15 protein-coding genes are annotated in these 20,362 nt (G+C 71.6%); 5 read left to right on the top strand and 10 right to left on the bottom strand.

Annotation, left to right across the window (positions count from 1 at the left end):
• Window positions 1–132 precede the first annotated feature (132 nt).
• The 9 genes from ACFY3D_RS29975 to thrC form a co-directional block, all read right to left on the bottom strand.
• A complete protein-coding gene (locus ACFY3D_RS29975) occupies window positions 133–777 on the bottom strand; it encodes an L-threonylcarbamoyladenylate synthase (RefSeq protein ID WP_389985414.1) in 645 nt (214 codons plus the stop codon).
• A 31-nt stretch (window positions 778–808) separates the two neighbouring features.
• On the bottom strand, window positions 809–1,663 hold the full coding sequence (gene prmC / locus ACFY3D_RS29970; RefSeq protein WP_350948556.1) for a peptide chain release factor N(5)-glutamine methyltransferase: 855 nt from the start codon (window positions 1,661–1,663) through the stop codon (window positions 809–811).
• 9 nt (window positions 1,664–1,672) lie between these two features.
• Window positions 1,673–2,725 carry a peptide chain release factor 1 gene (gene prfA / locus ACFY3D_RS29965; RefSeq protein ID WP_350948555.1) on the bottom strand — a complete coding sequence of 351 codons (1,053 nt, stop codon included), beginning with the start codon at window positions 2,723–2,725 and terminating at the stop codon, window positions 1,673–1,675.
• Window positions 2,726–2,829: 104 nt separating this feature from the next.
• Window positions 2,830–3,048 (bottom strand): 50S ribosomal protein L31, encoded by a 219-nt coding sequence (gene rpmE / locus ACFY3D_RS29960; RefSeq protein ID WP_350948554.1) that lies wholly within the window; start codon window positions 3,046–3,048, stop codon window positions 2,830–2,832.
• A 277-nt stretch (window positions 3,049–3,325) separates the two neighbouring features.
• Complete coding sequence (locus ACFY3D_RS29955; RefSeq protein WP_350948603.1) at window positions 3,326–3,970, bottom strand: response regulator transcription factor; 645 nt, start codon at window positions 3,968–3,970, stop codon at window positions 3,326–3,328.
• A gap of 13 nt (window positions 3,971–3,983) precedes the next feature.
• Window positions 3,984–5,303 carry a sensor histidine kinase gene (locus tag ACFY3D_RS29950; RefSeq protein ID WP_389985411.1) on the bottom strand — a complete coding sequence of 440 codons (1,320 nt, stop codon included), beginning with the start codon at window positions 5,301–5,303 and terminating at the stop codon, window positions 3,984–3,986.
• Window positions 5,304–5,557: 254 nt separating this feature from the next.
• Window positions 5,558–7,597, bottom strand: coding sequence for a transcription termination factor Rho (rho, locus tag ACFY3D_RS29945; RefSeq protein ID WP_389985408.1), 2,040 nt, complete (start codon window positions 7,595–7,597; stop codon window positions 5,558–5,560).
• A gap of 466 nt (window positions 7,598–8,063) precedes the next feature.
• Entirely contained in the window at window positions 8,064–9,050 is a 987-nt protein-coding gene (locus ACFY3D_RS29940; RefSeq protein WP_389985405.1) for a homoserine kinase, read from the bottom strand.
• Between the two features lie 81 nt (window positions 9,051–9,131).
• Entirely contained in the window at window positions 9,132–10,190 is a 1,059-nt protein-coding gene (gene thrC, locus ACFY3D_RS29935; protein WP_350948550.1) for a threonine synthase, read from the bottom strand.
• Window positions 10,191–10,403: 213 nt separating this feature from the next.
• Between thrC and ACFY3D_RS29930 the strand changes: the two genes are divergently transcribed.
• Window positions 10,404–11,975, top strand: a complete 1,572-nt coding sequence (locus ACFY3D_RS29930) for a glycosyltransferase (protein WP_389985402.1) — start codon at window positions 10,404–10,406, stop codon at window positions 11,973–11,975.
• Window positions 11,976–12,060: 85 nt separating this feature from the next.
• Here the strand turns inward: ACFY3D_RS29930 and ACFY3D_RS29925 are convergent, their stop codons facing one another.
• Window positions 12,061–13,803, bottom strand: a complete 1,743-nt coding sequence (locus ACFY3D_RS29925) for a glycosyltransferase (protein WP_389985399.1) — start codon at window positions 13,801–13,803, stop codon at window positions 12,061–12,063.
• 410 nt (window positions 13,804–14,213) lie between these two features.
• On the opposite strand from ACFY3D_RS29925, the gene ACFY3D_RS29920 reads away from it, so the two are divergent.
• From ACFY3D_RS29920 to ACFY3D_RS29905, 4 genes are read left to right on the top strand one after another with little or no spacing between them, the layout of a single operon-like run.
• On the top strand, window positions 14,214–14,696 hold the full coding sequence (locus ACFY3D_RS29920) for a hypothetical protein (RefSeq protein ID WP_389985396.1): 483 nt from the start codon (window positions 14,214–14,216) through the stop codon (window positions 14,694–14,696).
• A complete protein-coding gene (locus ACFY3D_RS29915; RefSeq protein WP_389985394.1) occupies window positions 14,693–16,420 on the top strand; it encodes a glycosyltransferase in 1,728 nt (575 codons plus the stop codon). The genes ACFY3D_RS29920 and ACFY3D_RS29915 overlap by 4 nt, the downstream gene beginning before the upstream one ends.
• Entirely contained in the window at window positions 16,420–18,354 is a 1,935-nt protein-coding gene (locus ACFY3D_RS29910) for a glycosyltransferase (RefSeq protein ID WP_389985391.1), read from the top strand. Before ACFY3D_RS29915 ends, ACFY3D_RS29910 begins: the two co-directional genes overlap by 1 nt.
• The gene (locus tag ACFY3D_RS29905; protein ID WP_389985388.1) at window positions 18,351–20,195 is read left to right on the top strand and encodes a glycosyltransferase; all 1,845 of its coding nucleotides are present in this window, start codon (window positions 18,351–18,353) and stop codon (window positions 20,193–20,195) included. The genes ACFY3D_RS29910 and ACFY3D_RS29905 overlap by 4 nt, the downstream gene beginning before the upstream one ends.
• The last annotated feature ends 167 nt before the right edge of the window (window positions 20,196–20,362 follow it).

Raw genomic sequence — 20,362 nt, 5'->3', positions numbered from 1 at the left:
TACCGGGGAGACAGCCCGGCGTCACGGTGATAATCAGATGGCATGGATCACGGCATATGCCGGAGACGCGCGCTCAGACATCGGGGCGCCCCCGTGGAGGCGCTCGCCCGTGTCCTCACACCGCCCTCACCGTCAGTCGCCGGGCTCCGGGCCCGCGTCCGTGGCGACGTAGCCGATCACGCCGCGCAGCTTCTCCACGCTGATCGCCCCACGCCGCAGGAGCCTGGGCACCGCCGTGGTCAGATCGAGGATCGTCGAGGGGATGTCGCTCTCGCACGGCCCGGCGTCGAGATAGACCGACACCGAGTCGCCGAGCTGCTTCTCCGCGTCGGCGGCGGTGGTCGCCGCGGGGGCCCCCGAGCGGTTGGCGCTGGAGACGGCGAGCGGGCCGGTCTCCTTGAGCAGGTCGAGGGCGACCGCGTGCAGCGGCATCCGGATCGCGACGGTGCCCTTGGCGTCGCCGAGATCCCACGACAGCGACCGGTTCGCCCGGCAGATCAGCGTGAGCGGCCCCGGCCAGAAGGAGTCGATGAGATCCTGGCCGTACGGACCGAGGTTCTCCACCAGGGCGTTCGCGGCCCGGACGGTCCCGACCAGCACGGGAACCGGCATGTCACGGCCGCGTCCCTTCGCGTCAAGCAGGGCGGTGACCGCGGCGGGCGTGAAGGCGTCGGCGCCGACACCGTAGACGGTGTCGGTCGGGAGCACCACGAGCTCCCCCCGCTGGAGGGCGGACGCGGCCTCGAGTAGGCCCGTGGCTCGCTGGGTGGCATCCATACAGTCAAAACGTCGGCTCACGGCGTGCATCCTATTCCTGGCCGAATCGAGCGGTGACGAAGCGGTCCCTGCGAGTCAGGTCCTGGCGGCTGCGAACGTCGCGCCAGCCGTTCTCCTCAGAGAAGATCAGATAGACCGGAGTGCCCTGCTGGTCGGCGTGTTCCACGGCGACGAACCCGCCGGGGCGCAGCAGCCGCCTCGCGGTCCGCTCCACCGCCCTGACCTCGTCGAGGCCGTCGCTGCCCGATCCGTACAGCGCGCGGTGCGGGTCGTAGTCGCGAACCTCGGGGTCACGGGGGATCGCGCCCGGCGGGATGTAGGGCGGATTGGAGATCACCAGGTCCACCTGGCCGTTCAGCTCCGAGAGGGCGTCGGCCAGGTCCTCGGGGTGCAGGTGGACACGGCCTTGGCCGTGTTCGATGATGTTGCGTTTCGCCCAGGTGTAGGCGCCGGGATCGACCTCGACCGCATGCACGGTGGCGAGCGCGACCTCCTGGGCGATGGACAGCGCGATCGCGGCCGAACCGGTGCCGAGATCCACGACCACGGGCGAGGCGACGTCCATCTCCCGCAGCCGATCGATCGCCCAGCCCACCACGACCTCGGTCTCCGGGCGCGGCACGAACACGCCTGGCCCGACCTCCAGGGACAGGTAGCGGAAGTAGGCCCGCCCGGTGATGTGCTGGAGCGGCTCGCGGGACTCCCTGCGGGCGACGCCCTCCCAGAACAGGGCGTCGAAGTCGGAGTCCTTCACCATGTGCAGCTCGCTGCGGCGTACGCCGTGCACACACGCGGCGATCTCCTCGGCGTCGGTGCGCGGCGACGGCACACCTGCCTCGGCGAGCCGGGCGGTGGCGAGGGCGATCTCGTCCAGCAGAAAGGTCATGGGCGCGTTCTATGAATGGGCGGCGAGCTTCTCCGCCATCTCGGCGTCGAGCAGGGACTGGATGACGGCCGTGAGATCCCCGTCGAGCACCTGGTCGAGGTTGTAGGCCTTGAAACCGACGCGATGATCGGAGATGCGGTTCTCGGGGAAGTTGTAGGTGCGGATGCGCTCGGAGCGGTCGACCGTGCGGATCTGGGACTTGCGCTCGGCCATGGCGGCGGCGTTCGCCTCCTCCTCGGCGATCGCCTGCAGACGTGCCCGCAGGATGCGCATCGCCGACTCCTTGTTCTGAAGCTGGCTCTTCTCGTTCTGGCAGGAGGCGACGACACCCGTCGGCACGTGGGTGATCCGCACGGCCGAGTCGGTGGTGTTGACACTCTGCCCACCGGGTCCGCTGGAGCGGTAGACGTCGATACGGAGATCGTTCGGGTCGATCTGGACGTCGACATCCTCGGCCTCCGGGTAGACGAGCACGCCGGCGGCGCTGGTGTGGATGCGCCCCTGCGACTCGGTGACCGGGACCCGCTGGACGCGGTGCACGCCGCCCTCGAACTTGAGCCTCGACCAGACGCCCTCGTCGCCCCTCGCCTTCAGGGCGATCGTGACGTCCTTGTAACCGCCGAGGTCGGAGTGGGTGGCGTCGATCAGCTCGGTCTTCCAGCCGATCCGCTCGGCGTACCGCAGATACATCCGCAGGAGGTCTCCGGCGAACAGGGCGGACTCCTCGCCACCCTCGCCCGCCTTGATCTCCATGATGATGTCCTTGTCATCGTTGGGATCGCGCGGGACGAGCAGGTGCCTGAGCTTCTCCTCCAGCTCGGGAATCCGGGCCTCCAGCTCCTTCGCCTCCTCGGCGAACCCCTCGTCCTCCGAGGCGAGCTCCCTCGCCGTGCCGAGGTCGGACTGGACGCCCTCAAGCTCACGGTAGGTGGCGATGATCGGGGTCAGCTCGGCGTAGCGCCTGCCGAAGGTGCGCGCCTGCTTCTGGTCGGCGTGCACGGAGGGGTCGGCGAGCTTGAGTTCCAGCTCGGCGTACTCACTGAGCAGCTCGTCGAGATTCACCGTGCGTCCTTCCTTGAAAGCCCTTGTCAGCCTGCCTCATCACCACGAACGCCGACCCGGGCACCCCGCGAAGGGGGTTATCCGAGCCGGCGCCGAGATGAGAGCTACTGGCCCGCGGGCTTCTTGCCGAAGCGCTTCTCGAAGCGCGCCACCCGGCCGCCGGTGTCCAGGATCTTCTGCTTGCCCGTGTAGAAGGGGTGGCAGGCGGAGCACACGTCGGCGTGGATCACGCCGTTCTTGGCGGTGCTGCGGGTGGTGAAGGAGTTACCACAGGTGCAGGTCACCTGCGTGGCGTGGTACTCCGGGTGGATGTCGGGCTTCATGTTGCCTTTTCCTCTCCAAAACGCGGTCGCCGGGTCGCCACTGTCTCTCGCCTGTGGGGCTTGCGCGCTGAGCACACCGAGGTGCGCGCGGGCGGGAACCGGAACCGCTACGGTTCGGCTACCAGTGTGCCAGATCCTCCAACCATCCCAGGCCACAAGACATTCCCCGCCCCCGTGACCTGCCCCTTCAGGCCGCTCACGGCCCACGCCTGTCGCGATATCCGCGCGGAGGCCGCGCCAGGCGGGCGTCCGCGAGGAAACCGGGTGCTCCAGGCTGTCACCGTCCGAGGTACGCCAGCACGGCGAGGACACGGCGGTGATCGTCGGCGGCGGGCTCCAGCCCGAGTTTGCAGAAGATGCTGGAGATGTGCTTCTCCACGGCCCCCTCGGTGACGAGCATCCGCCCGGCGACCGCGGTGTTGGAGCGCCCCTCCGCCATCAACGCCAGGACCTCGCTCTCCCTCGCGGTCAGGGACTCCAGGGGATCGCCCCTGCGCTGGCGGCTCAGGAGCTGTCCGATCACCTCGGGGTCGATGACCGTCCCACCGGCCGCCACCCGGCGTACGGCGTCGAGGAACTCGGCCACGTCGGCTATCCGCTCCTTGAGCAGGTAGCCGACCGCCGCGGCGCCGCCGCCGATGAGTTCGGTGGCGTACTGCTCCTCGACGTACTGCGACAGGACGAGAATCGGCAGCCCCGGCCGCCTGGACCTCGCCTCCAGTGCGGCGCGCAGCCCTTCGTCGGTATGGGTCGGCGGCATCCGCACGTCGACGACGGCGAGGTCCGGGTCGTGCTCGTCGACCACCGCCACCAGCCCGGGACCGTCGCCCGCCACCCCCACGGTCTCGATGCCCCCGTCCGCCAGGAGTCTCGCCAGTCCCTCACGCAACAGCACCGAGTCCTCGGCGATCACCACCCGCATGGGTCCCACGTTCTCACCATTCGCAGGGCAACTCCGCCCTGATCATCGTGGGACCGCCCAGCGGGCTGTCGATGCTCAGGGTGCCGTCGATGGTCGCGGCCCGGTCCGCCAGCCCGGCGAGGCCGCTGCCCGGCCGCGGCACGGCGGCGCCGACCCCGTTGTCGTAGACCTCGACGATCACCCGCTGCCCCTCGCGGCTCACCCGGACGAACGCCTCGGTGGCCTCGGAGTGCTTGGCGAGATTGCTCAGGCACTCGGCCACGACGAAGTAGGCGATGCTCTCCACCGCGGGCGGCGGCCGGTGGGAGACCTCCACCGACAGGTCCACCCGTACGGGCGCGCGGGCGGCGAGCGACGACAGGGCCGCACTCAGCCCCCTGTCGGTGAGGATCGCCGGGTGGATGCCCCTGGCGAGGTCACGCAGCTCGGCGATGGCGGCCTTGGTGCCCCGGTGCGCCTGGGCGAGGAGCTCCCTCGCGGCGTCGGGGTCGGAGTCCAGCTTGGCCTGGGCCCGGCCCAGGTCCATCGCCACGGACAGCAGCCGCTGCTGGGCGCCGTCGTGCAGGTCCCGTTCGATCCGGCGCCGCTCGGCCTCCGCCGCGTCCACCCCGCGGGCCCTGCTGGCCCTCAGGTGGGCGGCGCGGGCAGCCAGCCGGTTCTTCTCACTCGTCCCCAGCAGGGCGACGCCGAACAGGACGTGCAGCCAGGCCATGCCCCGGGTCGCGTACAGGGCGGCGAGGAGGAAGCAGGCCCCGATCAACGCGCACAGCAGCACCCTCGGCCCGCTGTCGATCGGCAGCCCGCCGATGGGTGTCATCGGCTGCCCGGCCAGCAGCAGGGGCAGTGGCGCGAACGTCAGGCCCAGCCCGAGGACCCACAGGACCGCCGTGACGGTGAACTCCGCGATCCCGACCGGCAGCAGCAACAACAGGTAGAGCAGGTCCTTCCAGGTCGCGGGGTCGACGAACATGTCCTTCCAGCGCAGGAACAGGTTGTCGCCCTCGGAGGGCCGGTAGGGGCTGGGGATGTCGACGCCGAAGGCCAGGCGCAGGAACCGGCGCTCCAGCATCGCGGCGCCCCGCCAGGCGAGCATGGTCAGGGCGAGCAGCGGCAGCCCGATCCACACGAGCACCATCACCAGGGAGGCCGGGATCACGGACGCGAGGAACGCGAAGCAGGCGAGGCCGTAGAACACGCTCACCAGCAGGTAGGGGACGGCCCGCCAGGTCATCGGGTCGACGAGCATGCCCAGGGGACCGTTCGGCCCGAGCGGGACACGCCACCTGAGCGGCGTCCTGACCGGGGTCGTGCCTCCCAGCGTCTCGGCCGTCATGCGCCTCCTCTGCCCCCGATGCCCACCCTCGTCATCTGTGCCCCGCCGTCCCCGACGTTCCCGCTGCCCCCGGCGTCTCCCCGCGCCCGCCCTCCTCGCGTGCCGTCCGCACTCGCGACCGTCCCGGGCACGAGAGTCACGGGGAAAAGGGGTCCTGAAGTAGGGATATCCCGAAGTACCGGGTCACACAAGGGCTTTGGAAAACGTGAACGCCCCGGCCGGAGGGGCCGGGGCGTTCGACGTACGGCGGACGATCAGTCGCGGTCGGAGCTGACCGTCGTCTTCTGCACCTGGAGCAGGAACTCCGCGTTGGACTTGGTCTCCCTCATCTTCTCCAGGAGAAGCTCAAGGGCCTGCTGCATGTCCAGGGCGTGCAGCACGCGGCGGAGCTTCCAGATGATCTGGAGCTCGTCCTTACCCATGAGGATCTCCTCCTTACGGGTGCCGGACGCGTCGACGTCCACCGCGGGGAAGATCCGCTTGTCGGCGAGCTGCCGGTTGAGCTTGAGCTCCAGGTTGCCGGTGCCCTTGAACTCCTCGAAGATGACCTCGTCCATCTTGGAGCCGGTCTCGACCAGCGCGGTGGCGAGGATCGTCAGCGAGCCGCCGTTCTCGATGTTGCGGGCGGCACCGAAGAAACGCTTCGGCGGGTAGAGCGCGGTGGAGTCGACACCACCGGACAGGATGCGGCCGGAGGCCGGGGCCGCCAGGTTGTAGGCGCGGCCCAGACGGGTGATCGAGTCGAGCAGCACGACCACGTCGTGGCCGAGCTCCACCAGGCGCTTGGCGCGCTCGATGGCCAGCTCGGCGACCGTGGTGTGGTCCTCGGCGGGGCGGTCGAAGGTCGAGTGGATCACCTCGCCCTTCACCGACCGCTGCATGTCGGTGACCTCTTCCGGACGCTCGTCGACGAGGACGACCATGAGGTGGCACTCGGGGTTGTTGCGGGTGATCGCGTTGGCGATCGCCTGGAGCACCATCGTCTTGCCCGCCTTGGGCGGGGAGACGATGAGACCGCGCTGGCCCTTGCCGATCGGCGCCACCATGTCGATGATCCTGGTGGTCAGGATGTTCGGCTCGGTCTCCAGACGCAGGCGCTCCTGCGGGTAGAGGGGGACGAGCTTGTTGAAGTCGGGCCGCTGCCGCGCCTGCTCCGGGTCCATGCCGTTGACCGTGTCGAGGCGGACGAGCGCGTTGAACTTCTCCCTGCGCTCGCCGTCGCGGGGCTGGCGGACGGCGCCGGTGACGACGTCACCCTTGCGCAGGCCGTTGCGACGGATCTGGGCCAGCGAGACGTAGACGTCGTTGGAGCCCGGCAGGTAACCGCTCGTCCGCACGAACGCGTAGTTGTCGAGGATGTCGAGGATTCCGGCGATCGGGATGAGGACGTCGTCGTCGCCGACCACGGGCTCGTTGCTGTCGAACCGCTCACGGCCACGGCGGTTGCGCTCACGGAACCGGCCACGGCGGCCACGGCGGTCGTCGTCGTCGCCCACGCCGTGCTGGTCGTTGCGGTCCTGCGGGCCTCGGTTCTGCGGGCCCCTGTCACCACGGTCGCCTCGCTCGCCCCTGTCACCACGATCGCCACGGTCGTTGGTCCGCTCACCGCGGTCGTTGAGACGGTCTCCGCGGTCGTTGGCCCGCTCGCCACGGTCGTTGGTCCGCTCGCCACGGCTCTGGCCGGTGTCGGTGGCGCGCTGGTCGGGGCGGCCGTCGGTCCGGTTGTCGGGGCGGGTGTCGCCACGCTCGCCACGCTCGCGGCGCTCGCTGTTGCGGCCACGGCGCTCGCCGCGCTCGCGACGGCTCTCGCGCTCGCCACGGCCCTCGGCCGGGGCGGTCTCGATGGTCTGCTGCTCCACGACGGGCTCGGGCGCGACGACGGCGGCCACGGGCTCGGGGGTGGGGGCGGAGGGCGCCTGCTCCACGACGGGCTCGGCGGCCACGACGGGACGGGACCGTTCCCTGCGGGTGCGCGCCGGACGCTCGGCGACCGGCTCGGCCACGACGGCGGGGGCGGCCACGGCAGGTGTCTCCTTGACGGCGGCGGGAGCCTGGGCGCTCTCGGTGGAGACGCCCTGCTTCTCCTGAATGGCCGCGATCAGCTGGCTCTTGCGCATCCGCCCGGTCCCGCTGATGCCGAGCCCGGAGGCCATGGCCTGCAGCTCAGGCAGCACCATGGCGGAAAGGCCGGTGCCGGAGCGACGGCGCGGCTTGGCCGCGGGGCGGGTGGGGGTGTCGCCGGACGCCGGCGCCGTACCGGTGACGTCGGAGAGGAGTTCGGTGGTGTCGCTCACTAATGGGTCCTTCCCAGGGGTCGGGCGTGGCCATGATCAGCCAATCGTCCCGGTGGTGCGATCGACCCGGTGGGACAGACCGGGTCGGGTTGCACGTTGCGATCCTCGACGGCCCATCGAGAGCCGCCGCCACTGTCGGAGAAGGGCGGATCCAGGCCGTCACCATCGAGAATCGCCGACGGTGGGACTTGGAGGACACCCCCCGGATTGCTACCGGCAACCAGATGTCGAGGTGGTTCGAACGCGCATGCCCCCCTAAACGCCGCTTCTCAATGCCCCTACCGAAATACGGGGCATTCGGAGGCAACGGATTCGGGGAGGCCACTGCGGCGCCCATGTCTCACCAGGTGAGACATGGCACAGCGATGTGTGGCTGACAAGCACGCACCCAACGCGGGGCACCTGGTGCGGCTATCAGCCTAACATCACCAGCGCACACAGCTATTCCCTGAGGGTCGAAGAGGTGTCAGCGTGTCTCGAGAGAAACAACGCGGGCTCCTCTGGTTTCGACATCCAGTGGCTGGATGTGCCAGTCATTACCCACTTCCGGTGCGATCAAATCCTGCGTATTCACCGTTGAAAACGCAAGAACCGTGGGCCCCGCTCCCGAGACGACAGCGGCGACCCCCGCCTCGCGCAGCCGTCGCACCAGATCGGCGGTCCGCGGCATGGCGGGTGCGCGGTAATCCTGGTGGAGACGGTCCTGCGTGGCGGCGAGCAGCAACTCGGGCTCGGGTCTGGCGGTCAGCGCCGCGACCAGCAGCGCGGCCCTTCCCGCGTTCGCGGCGGCGTCGGCGTGCGGGACGTCCTTGGGCAGCAGCCCGCGGGCGACCTCGGTGGACAGCCGGTGCGCGGGGACGAGGACCACGGGCCTGACGGCCTCGTGGGGCGGCAGCCGCACCAGGTGCGGCACGCCCCCGGCGTCCGTCCACGCCACGGTGAACCCGCCGGCCAGGCACGGCGCCACGTTGTCGGGATGCCCTTCGATCTCGGTGGCCAGCGCGAAGACGGCGTCGTCGGTCAGCTCGGGCGGCCCCTCCGGCGACCGATCCCCGACACGGTCGTCTCGCGCGTACGGGGTGGCGGCGAGGGCGCGGGCGGCGAGGATTCCGGCGCAGATCGCCGCGGACGAGGAGCCGAGGCCACGGGCGTGCGGGATCCGGTTGAGACAGCGCAGCCGGATGCCACGCGGCCGTGGGAGACCCATCGCGTCAAAGGTCGCGCGCATCGTGGTGACGATGAGGTGCCCCTCGCCCAGGTCGAGCTCCGCGGCCCCCTCGCCCTCGACCACGATGTCGACGCTTCGGGAGTCCGGCCCGCCCTGGGGATCGAACAGCTCCGCCTCGATCTCGTCGTGAAGGTCGAGAGCGAGCCCCAGCGTGTCGAATCCGGGCCCCAGATTGGCCGACGTCGCGGGGACGTGGACGGTCACCTTCGCCGTGCCGCCGGTCATCGGGGTCCTCGGGGGGCCGTGAGGGGCACGTCGCTTCTCCTGAGGTTCACGTGATGTTCACTGGGCGAGCTTGAGGTCCGGCTAGGCGAGTTCGAGGGCGGTGGCCGCCGCGTGCGCGTCGATCGGGATCGTCACCGGCGTCGGGGCGCCCGAGATGGCCCAGTCGGGGTCCTTGAGGCCGTTTCCGGTCACCGTGCACACGATGCGCTGTCCCGGTTCGACCAGGCCCTGCCCGTGGGCCTGGAGGAGGCCCGCCACGCTGGCGGCGGAGGCGAGCTCGACGAACACGCCCTCCTCCTGGGCGAGCAGCTTGTACGCGGCGGCGATCTGACGGTCGGTGACGGACTGGATCACACCGCCCGACTCGTCGCGGGCGGCCTCGGCGAGCTGCCACGAGGCGGGGTTGCCGATGCGGATCGCGGTCGCGATCGTGTGCGGGTGGGTCACCGGCGCGCCGTTGACGATCGGCGCGGCGCCGCTGGCCTGGAAGCCGAACATCCGCGGCGTCCTCGTCGCGACGCCGTCCCCGGCGTACTCGGTGTAGCCCATCCAGTACGCCGAGATGTTGCCCGCGTTGCCGACCGGGATGCAGTGGATGTCGGGGGCGTCCCCGAGCGCGTCGACGATCTCGAAGGCGGCGGTCTTCTGGCCCTGGAGCCGGAACGGGTTCACCGAGTTGACCAGGGCGATCGGGTAGTTCTCCGACAGCTTCCTGGTCATCTCCAGACAGTCGTCGAAGGACCCCTCGACCTGGAGCAGCCTCGCCCCGTGGACCAGCGCCTGGGCCAGCTTGCCCATCGCGATCTTGCCTCGGGGCACCAGCACCGCGCAGGTCAGGCCCGCCCGGACCGCGTAGGCGGCGGCGGAGGCGCTGGTGTTGCCGGTCGAGGCGCAGATGACGGCCTTCGCCCCGTCCTCGACGGCCTTGCTGATCGCCATGGTCATGCCACGGTCCTTGAAGCTTCCGGTCGGGTTGAGGCCCTCGACCTTCAGATAGACCTCGCAGCCGGTCAGCGCCGACACCCGGTTCGCCGGGACGAGCGGGGTGCCGCCCTCCAGAAGCGTGACAACGGGCGTCGCCGTGGTCACCGGAAGTCGGTCACGGTACTCCTCGATGAGGCCACGCCACGCCCTGGTCATGATTGCTCCTCACCGCGCACGGCCGATCCGTGCGCGTGCTACCTGCGGTATTGGGAAACGAGTCTACGGGCAACGCGCTCGGCCCCGGGATGCGATGTCCACCAAATGGACAAGCCAGGCGTCTCTCCAGGGAACTCTAAGGATCAGCCGATATGGTCTGCGAGCCTTGACAGGGCTTGACAGACGGGGAATCGAGACAAGGGGTGCCACATCATGACGGGCGGCACGGCGGCGGACCTGCCGCCGATCCGGCACAACGACTACTCACCCCTGGACCCGCCCGCGCTCGGCGCGTGGGATCCGGAGCTTTCGGTGAGCGTGATCATTCCGGCCCACGGCGGGCAGCACAGGCTCGACCTCGCCCTCGCCGCCCTGGCCGCGCAGACCTACCCCGATCACCTCATGGAGGTGATCGTGGTCGACGACGGCAGCGACCCGCCGCTGCGGCTGCCGGAGATCACTCCGAGTGGCGCCAGGATCGTGACCACCGGCTCCTCGGGCTGGGGGATCGCCCACGCGGTGAACACCGGTGCCGCCCTCGCGGAGGGGCGGATCATCCAGCGCCTCGACGCCGACATGGTCGTCTGCCGCGAGCACATCGAGGCTCTGGCCCGCTGGCACCACCTGGCCGGCTACCTGGTCACGATCGGTGCGAAGAAGTTCGTCGAGGAGCCGGCGCTCACGGCCGCGCGGGTCCACGAGGGCGTGCGCGCGGGCTCGCTCGCGTCCCTCTTCGACCTGTCGGGCGCCCTGCCCAGCTCCACCGAGCAGACGATCTCCCGCACCGACGGCCTGCGTGCCAGCCGCAACCCCTACCACGTGTGCACGGGGCCGACGGTGTCGATGCGGCGCGAGATCTTCCAGGCCGTGGGCGGGGTCGACCCCGGGGTGCTACGGGGTGAGGACACCGAGTTCGCCTACCGGCTGGCCGCGCACGGGGTGGTCTTCGTCCCCGACATGGCCGCCCAGGCCGTCCACCTGGGGCTTCCCGCCCAGCGGCGCGATCCGGAGCGGGCGGTGCGGGTCGTCGCCCCCTACCTGGCCCATCGGGTGCCGCTCCGCCGCGACCTGCGCAAGGACCGGGGCCGTCACTGGCTGGTCCCGTACGTGGAGGTGGTGCTGCGCGCCGACGGGCCCTGGGAGAAGGTGCGCGAGGCGGTGGGCGCGGCGCTCGACGGGTCGCTCGGCGACGTGATCGTCACCCTGGTCGCCCCGTGGTCGAAACTGTCCGGGGAGCGTCGCCCCGTGCTGGACGATCCCCTGTTCGACCTGCGGCTGCTGCGCGAGCACTTCGCCCACGACGAGCGGATACGCTTCGCCGACGAGATCTCCGCGACCCCCGCCCCGATCGCGTTCCGCTACACGGGCCCGGTCTCGGTGCCGCTGGGACGCGAGACGCTGGAGCGGATGATCCGCGTGATGCAGGACGACCGTTCCGGCATGCTCGTCGCCGATCTCGGCGACGACGGCGAGGCGAGGCTGGAGCGGACCGAGGCGCTGGGCCGGGCGAGGCTGCTGGGCGCGGACGACGTCGCCGCGTCGATCGAGGCCACCCACGGCGTACGGCGCGGCGACCGGTCGGAGTTCTGGCCCGCCTCCCCGATCCCCGCTCCTCCGCCCGCCCAGGTTCCGGCCACGTCCGAGAGTCCGGCCCCGGATCGGGGGCGGGAACCCGCGAGACCCGTGGCGGAGCGGGCTCCCGGACAGGAACGGCACCAGGAGGGAAGTCGCCGGGAGGGGCGTGGCTCCCTCCTCGGCAGGCTCCGCACCGCGCTCAGGAGCTGAGCGCGGGCGCAGGCCCCCGGGGCGTCTCCTGAACACGGAGCTCCGCGTTCAGGAGGCGAGCGGCGGCCGAGATGCGGTCATGTCGTCAGCGACGGCGGGTGATGACCCGTTTCACGGAGGACAGCAGCCCGTACTGGACGACCTTCCTGGCCGCCGCCAGCTCCTTGCGCAGGGTGCCGACCTCGCGGCGCAGTTCGACGGTACTCCTGCGCCAGCGACCCGCCTCGTCGCGCCACTTGACCACCTGTTCACGGAGCCGTTCCGCCTCTTTGGCGAGGCGCGCCACCTCGGCCTCCGCCTCGCTCCTGACCCGGTAGGCGCTGCGGCGGCCGGTGAGGGCACGGGCCTCCGGCGCGAACCCGTAGGTCTCGGCGTCCACCCAGATCACGCCGAAGGTGTCGTCCACGGCGTCGTCGAGGTCCTCCCCCTCCCTCGACACGATCGCGGCGCGCGCGAACGCGGCGGCACGTTCCAGCCGCGCCGCGACGACCCCCCGCCCCGAACCCGTGCCGTCGGTGCCGCCGCCGTCCTCCTCGGCCAGCAGTACCGAGACCAGGCCGTATCCCTCGTCCACGGCCAGGTCGAGCAGGCGGGCCAGGGTGTCCTCGCCCGGCACCCACCCCGCGGGCAGCCGGAGACGGTACGGAACCGCCCGGGCGGGACTCGGCGAGGACCCCGGCCGGTCACGGGGAGCCTCGGAGGTCTCGGAGGTCTCGGAGGTCTCGGCGGTCTCGGCGGCGAAGCGGACCCTGGGTTCGTGGGCGTAGTGGCCGCGGATCAGCACCAGGTCCAGGTCGGGGTCTCTCAGGGGGGCGCGCCCCTCGACGCCGACGCGGTCCCACGGCCCGGTGAGGGTGACCGCGACGTCGGGCACGGTGCCCGCCAGCACGGCGTCGACGGTGGCGCGGACCTCGTCGTAGGCGTACTTCCCGGGCCCTCCTGTTCCGCCCGGCTCGACGACCACCTCGACGTACGGCACCTTCCACTGTCTGGCCGGGTGGGAACGGAGCCAGCGGTAGGACGGGATCCGGTCGGCCACGAAGGCGTGGCTGACCCGGTCGATCGGCGCCTTGTCGCGCATGCGCATGGTCGGGCCCAGGTGAAAGGCGCGCGACAGCGGCTCGGGGACGAAGACGGCGCCCGCCTGGGCGAGCCGGTAGCCCATCTCGGTGTCCTGGCCGAGGATCAGGTCGGTGTCCATCGGCCCGGCGGCGGCGAGCAGCGCGGCGTTGACCGAGGTCGCGCCGCCGACGTGCATGCTGAACGCGCGGTGCGGGTTGGCGGTGAGGCCGTCGGTGCGCTCGACGAGGTCGACCAGCCAGGCGTGCGGCTCGGCGGGCTCGAAGAGTTCGGCCAGGTCGTCGGCGGCGGCGACCACCTCGGGGGCCGGCAGCGCCGCCGGGGTGAAGCGCAGGTATCCGGTGACCACGAGGTACGGGGCGGCGTGGTGCCAGCGCATGTGCGCCTCGACCGACCTGCGGTCCAGGACGACGTCGGAGTCGAGCCAGTGGATCACGTCGCCGGTGGCGGCCGACAGCCCGGCGTTCCTGGCGTGGGCGCGGCCGGGGACGGGGCAGACGATCAGGCGGGTGTTCTCGGGACACAGCGCGGGCAGCCGCAACGGCGGGCTGCTGCCGTTGTCGACCACGATCACCTCGGTCAGGGCCGCGGGGTAGGTCTGGGTGGCCAGCCCGGCGAGCGCGAGGTCGAGTTTCTCCTGGTCACCGTAGGCGGGAACGACGACGCTGACCCGGAGCGAGGGTGCCAGGGAGCCCAGGGCGGCCGGCGTGAGGCTCCGGTAGTCGTTACCGGTGATCCGTGCCGTCATGGCGCTTCCGGGGTCGGGCTCCGGCGAGGACCGCGCCACGGGTTCGGGGCGACGGAGGGGAGCCGGTGTCGAGGGGGCCTCGGGACCGGGTGCCGGGGCGGGTGATCCGGGCCGCCGGCGCGGTGGGCGCTCGCTCGCGGGAGGCCCGTCGGAGTGGCCGAAGGGGGCGGGGAGGGGGAGGTCGGCTGCGCGGGCACGAGCGAAGGATAGCGAGGCAGGAAGATCCCTTCTCACCACACTTCCCACTTGACATTGAGGATCACTGCTAAAGGCTCACAGCTGTCACACAGGTCACAGGAACCTTCGAATTTCTTATTTGTCGACGTATTTGCACTTGAAGAGCCGATAACCTCATTTACCACTGACAAGGACAGGTAAAGATTACAGAGCGGCACGGAAGGTAAGCGCGGATGTCCACACCCCGAAAACTGACGCTTCTGGCGGCGACACTCGGCCCGGTGTTCCTGATCGCGCTGACGCTGCTCGCGAGCTTCGAGATCATCTCGGTCACCGCGGCCATCGTGCTCGGCGCGATCGCGACGGTGCTCGCCGTCCAGGTGTTCGCGGTCGCGACCGTACGCAGGGTCGACGGAAAAGCCCAGCGGATCGACGCCCGGGTCAAGCGCTACGAGACGGAACTCGCCACGGTCAAGGCGGCCACCCAGCGGCTCGACCGGCGACTGGACGAGATCGTCGAGTTGCTCAAGAAGCACGAGCACAAGCGCGACGAGGATCTGCAGGCGATCCTGGTCTCCCTGGGAGAGGACCGGCTGGCCTCCGTACCCCGGCATCAGGAAATCGAGGAGATGGTTCACGACCTGCTGCCGCGCCTGGCCGCGGTGGAGGCGAGAACCGCACGGGGCGCGGGGGAGAAAGTGGAGGGAAAGGCGTGACCGGGACTGGTTTCGCCACCCCCGACACCGCTTCCCTTCCCTCTCCCGCCCACCCCCGCGACGACCGGACCGCCGTCCCGCGCGCCGGGGTGAGGCACAACGACTACGGCTCCCTGCTCCCGCCGGACCTGGGCACGTGGGAGCCCCGGCTCAGGGTGAGCGTGGTGATCCCCGCGCACGACTGCCAGGAGGCCCTGGACCGCACGCTCGCCGGGCTGGCCGCGCAGACCTACCCCGCGCACCTCATGGAGGTGGTCGTGGTCGACGACGGCAGCGACCCGCAGATGCGCGTCCCCGAGATCACCCCGGCCAACACCAGGCTCGTCCGGGTGCCCGAGGGCCGCTGGGGCCGGGGCTGGGCCCGTCAGACCGGCGCCACCGCCGCCGCGGGCGACATCCTGCACTGGGTCGACTCCGACATGATCCTCGACACCGAGCACGTCGAGGCGCACATGCGCTGGCACCATCTCCTCCCCTACGCCGTCGTGATGGGCGACGTCCGCTTCACCCCCGGCGGGATCGGGCCCTCGGCCGACGAGGTCTTCTCGGCCGTGAACGCCCGGGACGCGGAGAAGCTGTTCGACGAGTCCGCGCCGCACGAGTGGCGGGCCGGGGTGCTGGAGGAGACCCGGTGGCTGCGGGACGCGGGCACCGGGGCCTACCGGCTCCACTCCGGCGCCACCACCTCGGTCCCCCTGACGCTGCTGCGCTCGGTCGGCGGCGTGAACACCACCCTGAACATGGCCGAGGACACCGATCTCGGCTTCCGTCTCGCGCAGGCGGGCGCGGTCTTCATCCCCGACCCGCGGGCCCGCGGCTGGCATCTCGGACCGTCCACGGTCATGATCCGGGAGAAGGAGGTGCACCGGCACAACTGGTCGGTACTGCCCGATCTCATTCCCGACCTGCGATGGCTGCGCACCCACCCGCGCAGGACCTGGCTGGTGCCGTACGTGCACGTCGTCGTCGACGCCCGCGACGCCTCCTACGAGGACGTGCGGGCGAGCGTGGACTCCGCGCTCGCGGGCACCCTCGTCGACGTCGCCGTCACCGTGGTCGGGCCGTGGACGGACCTCCCCACCGGGCGCCGCCCCTCCCTCGACGAGCCACTGCTCGACCTGCGCCTGGTGCGCAACCTGTACGCCCACGAGCCACGCGTCTCCTTCACCGAGGAGACGCCCGCCGACTCCGCTCCCGCGCCGTTCAGGCTCACCCTGCCCGCCGGATGGGCGCTCGGCGCGGAAAGCCTGGCCGAACTGGTCGAGCTCGCCGAACGCGAGGAGTACGGGCTGCTGAGCGTGGCACTCGACGAGGGGCCTTCCGGGGTGAGGGCGGCCAGGTTCGAACGCACCGCCGCCTTCGCCAGGGCCGCGCTGGTGAGCGGTGACGGACGCCGGAGCCTCGGCAGTGATCCCGACGGTGACATCGACGGTGACATCGACGGGGTCGTCCACGAGCTGTTCGGCTCACTCTGGGTGGGCGCCGCCGAGGTCGGCGTGACGACCGCGGGCGAGGCGGAGCCCGTCGCCGGGGACACCGCGAGGTGGCGGGCCGACTCCGCGCGCCGGAAGCGTGAGGCGGAGAGCCTGAGGAGCGAGGTGAAGAGCCTCCGCGCCGAGACCGAACGGCTGCGGGCGAAGAACGCGCGCCTGGAGGACGAGCTGCGGCGCGGGCCACTCAAAAAGATCATCTCAACGGCCAGGCTGCGGGGGAAGACCGGCTGATGTCCCTTCTGATCGATCTGGTCCGCGCCGCCAGGGAGCGCGCCGGCAAGCGACGCGTCCTCGTCTACTGCGCGGGCCTCGAGACGCTCGGCGAGCTGGAGGCGTACGGGGCGATGGACCTCGACGGCGACCTCGACGGCCTCCCGCGCGCCGAGGAGGGCGCCGCGGAGATCCTGGTGCTCGCCCGCACCGCGACCGACGTCCGCAGGGCCGCGAGCCTGCAGTCGCTGCTCGCCATGGCCCCCCGGGTCGTCGTCGCCGTACTGGAGACGCCGCACTGGTACACCGCGCCGGTGCTGTCCCCGACCCCGGCCCACCGCTGGCGCGCGCTCGTGGAGCTCCGCGTCCACCAGCCGAAACAGCCCGCCTGGGTGGTCGAGGCGGGCTTCTCCAAACCGGTGCCCGCCGGGCGGACGCTCGCCGCGACCGCGCGGGCGTTCGGCGGACACCGGATGGACGCCGTCGCCGGCCCCGTCGGCGCGCTGGCGGGCCCGGGAGCGGCCCACTGGCGCCCCGGCGACCCGAACGCGGCCCCCGCGCCCCTCACCGGCCCCGTTCCCGACAGGTTCGGCGCCCGCGGCGCCGACCTGGTCGTGCGCGCGGTCGGCGAGGAGCCGCCGCCCTGGTCCGGCGCCGATCCCACCGGCGAGACCACGGTGGACCGCCCGGTCGCCGAGCTGATGACCTGGGAGAGACTCGGTCGCCCCGGCGGCGGCAAGATCCTGGAGAACGGCATCGGCGACCTGTCGGAGCCCTGGACCATTCCCCCGGTCGACAGCCGCTCGGTCAACCCCATGAACTTCGTCACCGTGCCGACCCTCGGCACGGCCGACCTGTCCTCCGAGTCCGGGCGCTGGACGATCACCTGCGGGGGCGGGACGCTCACCTCCTTCGACGCCTCCGGCCGCGTCACGGACGTGGACGTCAGCCGGATCAGGCAGGTCAGGGGCGTACGGGTGGACTGGCGGCACAGCCACACCGGCCCTGCCGCCGCACTGCGGGTCGTCACCGGACTGGCCGCGGCCGGGGTTCCCCTGATCTGTGAGACCGTGCCGCGCTGGGCGGGCGCCCTCGGCCCCGAGCTGGCCAGACTGATCACCTCGGTCGACGAGCCCGCGCTCAAGGACGACCTGGAGCGCGAGGAGCACAGCATCCGGTTGCGCCGCGAGGCGCTGCGCCTGCACGGGGTCCGCGCCCGATGGGAGCAGCTGGGCGCCCCCGTGGCGCCCGTGCCGACGGTCTCGGTGCTGCTCGTCACCCGCCGCCCGGAGATGGTGGGCTTCGCGCTGAGGCAACTGTCCAGGCAGCGCGGCGCCACGTTCGAGGTGATCCTCGCCCTGCACGGCGTCCCCGCGACGCATCCGGGCGTCGCCGAGGCCCTCGCGTCCTTCGAACGGCCGATCACCGTGGTCGAGGCCGACCAGCAGACCGTGTTCGGAACCGTGCTGAACCAGGCTGCGGCGAGGGCGTCGGGATCGTTCCTGCTGAAGATGGACGACGACGACTGGTACGGGCCCGACTTCATCTCCGACCTGCTGCTCGCCCACTCCTACTCGGGAGCCCAGGTCGTGGGCATGGTCCCCGAGTTCGTCTATCTCGCCTCGATCGGGGTGACCGTCCACCGCGAGCAGATCACCGAGCAGATCACGAACTTCATCGCCGGAGGAACCATCTTCTCCGAACGCTCCGCATTCGAGGCCGTGGGCGGCTTCCGTCCCCTGCCGGGAACGATCGACGCCCAGTTCCAGCACGCCGTGCAGGCCGCGGGCGGGCAGATCTACCGCACTCAGGGACTGGGTTACATCCTGCGGCGCGGCAACGTCGCCAACCACACCTGGCGCGAGCCGATCGGCACGTTCCTGCGGCGCAACAAGCGCCAGTGGCGCGGCTTCCGGCCCAGCGCGCTCATGGAACTCTCCACGGAGACGCCGTGAGCACGCCGCCCCCCTCTGACGCACGGCGTGTCCCCGGCACGCCGTACCCGACACCGACATCGACACCAGCTCCGGCCCCGTCCCCGGCTCCGGCCACGGAAGGCGCTGCGGGCACGTCGCGGGCCCTCGCCGGCGACGCCGTCGCCACGCCCCGGATTCCGGGCAACGACTACGGGGTGCTGCCCGCACCCGCGCCCGGCACGTGGGAGCCGCGCCTGCCGGTGAGCGTGGTGATCCCCGCGAGGGGACGGCAGGACAGGCTCGACCTCACGCTGGCCGCGCTCGCCGCCCAGACCTACCCCTCCCACCTCCTTGAGGTGATCGTCGTGGACGACGGCAGCGCGCCCCCGCTCCGGCTCCCCGAGATCGCCCCCGAACACACCCGGCTCGTCGGCAACGCCTCGGGGCGCCGGGGCATCGCCTGGGCCCTGGAGACCGGCGTGGCCGTCGCGGACGGCGAGGTGATCCACCGGATGGACGCCGACATCGTCTCCTACCGGGAGCACGTCGAGGCGCACATGCGCTGGCACCATCTGGCCGGCTACCTGGTGGTGACGGGGACACTGCGCTTCACCGCCATGGCCGGCACCCCGCCCACCCCGGCCGAGGTCCAGATCGCCGTCGCCAAGGACAGGGCCGACTCCCTCTTCGAGGAGGATCCCGAGCACGGGCACGACTGGATCGGCGAGCTCGTCGCCACCCACCGCGACTTCCGCGACGCGCCCAGCTCGCTCCTGCACCGCGTCCACGTGGGCGCGACGGTCTCGCTGCCCGCCGCCCTGCTGAGGGAGGCGGGAGGGCTGGACACCTCCCTCACCCTCGGCGAGGACACCGAGCTGGGTTACCGGCTCACCCAGACGGGCGCGGTGTTCGTCCCCGACGCCGAGGCGCTGAGCTGGCACCTGGGTACGACGACGGCGATGCGCAGGCCCGCGGACGTCAGGCGGCACAACGACCCGTTCATCGCCGACCGGATCCCGTACCGGCGCCACCTGCGCACCGACGCGGGCAGGCAGTGGCTGGTGCCCTACGTCGACGTCGTGGTGGACGCCGAGGGCGCCTCCTTCGAGGACGTCAGGGCGAGCGTCGACGGGGCGCTGGCCAGCACCCTGCCCGACGTGCGCGTCACCCTCACCGGGCCGTGGGGGTCGCTCACCGGCGAACGCCCGGCCCCGCTGGACGACCCGCTGCTCGACCTGCGGCTGCTGCGCGGCCAGTACGCCCACGACGGCCGCGTCTCCTTCGCCGAGCACGTCCCCGCGACCTCCGCGCCCGCACCGTTCCGCCTGCTCTGCCCCGCCGGATGGGTGCCGGGGGCGGACTCGCTGGCCACGCTGATCGAGCGGGCGGAGAAGGAGGACGAGGGCCTGCTGCTCGTGGCGCTGGACGAGGACGAGTCGGGGGTCCTCGCCGCCCGCCTGGAGCGGACCTCCGCCGTCGCGAGGGCGATGCGCGTGGCCCGCGAGGGCGAGCGGCTCGACGACGTGATCGCCGACCTGCACGGGGCGACCTGGCTGGACGCGGAGTCGTGGAAGCTGCGGCCCGCGGCCCAGGCCTACCCCTACTGGGCCGTCAACCGCAACAGGGAGGCCGCGCGCTGGAAGGCCGCGGCCGAGTCGCGGGCGAAGGAGGCCGAGCGGGCCAAGCGGCAGGTCGCCGCCCTCAAGGCCGAACTGAAGGAGTTGCGCTCCAAGGCCGCCAAGGGCAGCCGGGACACCCTCAGGTGGAAGGAGAAGGCCGAGCAGCGCCGCCTGGAGGCCGTCGCCCTGCGCCAGGCCCAGCAGCGCTCCCTGCTCTCCCGCGCCGCCCGCCGCCTCCGCAGGCTCACCGAGGGCACCTGACGCCCCACCGCCGCAGGATCACCGAGGGCACCTGACGTCCCACCGCCTCCGCAGGCTCACAGGGCACCTGACGTCCCACTGTCTCCGCGGGCTCGCCGAGGGACCTGACGCTCCGCCGCCTCCGCGGGCTCGCCGAGGCCCGCCGCCGAGGACACCCGGATGTCTCC

Origin of the sequence: Streptosporangium sp. NPDC000509 (genome assembly GCF_042898365.1) — a bacterium.
Taxonomy (GTDB): Bacteria; Actinomycetota; Actinomycetes; order Streptosporangiales; family Streptosporangiaceae; genus Streptosporangium.
Note: the sequence above shows the minus strand (reverse complement) of the source record. Positions and strands in the feature narration are given on the sequence as shown.

Bases quoted from the DNA above. Each gene is read 5' to 3' on its own strand.
- prmC (WP_350948556.1), bottom strand. From the start codon at position 1,663: ATGACCTTTCTGCTGGACGAGATCGCCCTCGCCACCGCCCGGCTCGCC.
- thrC (WP_350948550.1), bottom strand. From the start codon at position 10,190: ATGACCAGGGCGTGGCGTGGCCTCATCGAGGAGTACCGTGACCGACTT.
- ACFY3D_RS29925 (WP_389985399.1), bottom strand. From the start codon at position 13,803: ATGACGGCACGGATCACCGGTAACGACTACCGGAGCCTCACGCCGGCC.
- ACFY3D_RS29920 (WP_389985396.1), top strand. From the start codon at position 14,214: ATGTCCACACCCCGAAAACTGACGCTTCTGGCGGCGACACTCGGCCCG.
- ACFY3D_RS29930 (WP_389985402.1), top strand. From the start codon at position 10,404: ATGACGGGCGGCACGGCGGCGGACCTGCCGCCGATCCGGCACAACGAC.
- ACFY3D_RS29940 (WP_389985405.1), bottom strand. From the start codon at position 9,050: ATGACCGGCGGCACGGCGAAGGTGACCGTCCACGTCCCCGCGACGTCG.
- ACFY3D_RS29975 (WP_389985414.1), bottom strand. From the start codon at position 777: ATGGATGCCACCCAGCGAGCCACGGGCCTACTCGAGGCCGCGTCCGCC.
- ACFY3D_RS29955 (WP_350948603.1), bottom strand. From the start codon at position 3,970: ATGCGGGTGGTGATCGCCGAGGACTCGGTGCTGTTGCGTGAGGGACTG.
- ACFY3D_RS29910 (WP_389985391.1), top strand. From the start codon at position 16,420: ATGTCCCTTCTGATCGATCTGGTCCGCGCCGCCAGGGAGCGCGCCGGC.
- ACFY3D_RS29950 (WP_389985411.1), bottom strand. From the start codon at position 5,303: ATGACGGCCGAGACGCTGGGAGGCACGACCCCGGTCAGGACGCCGCTC.
- rpmE (WP_350948554.1), bottom strand. From the start codon at position 3,048: ATGAAGCCCGACATCCACCCGGAGTACCACGCCACGCAGGTGACCTGC.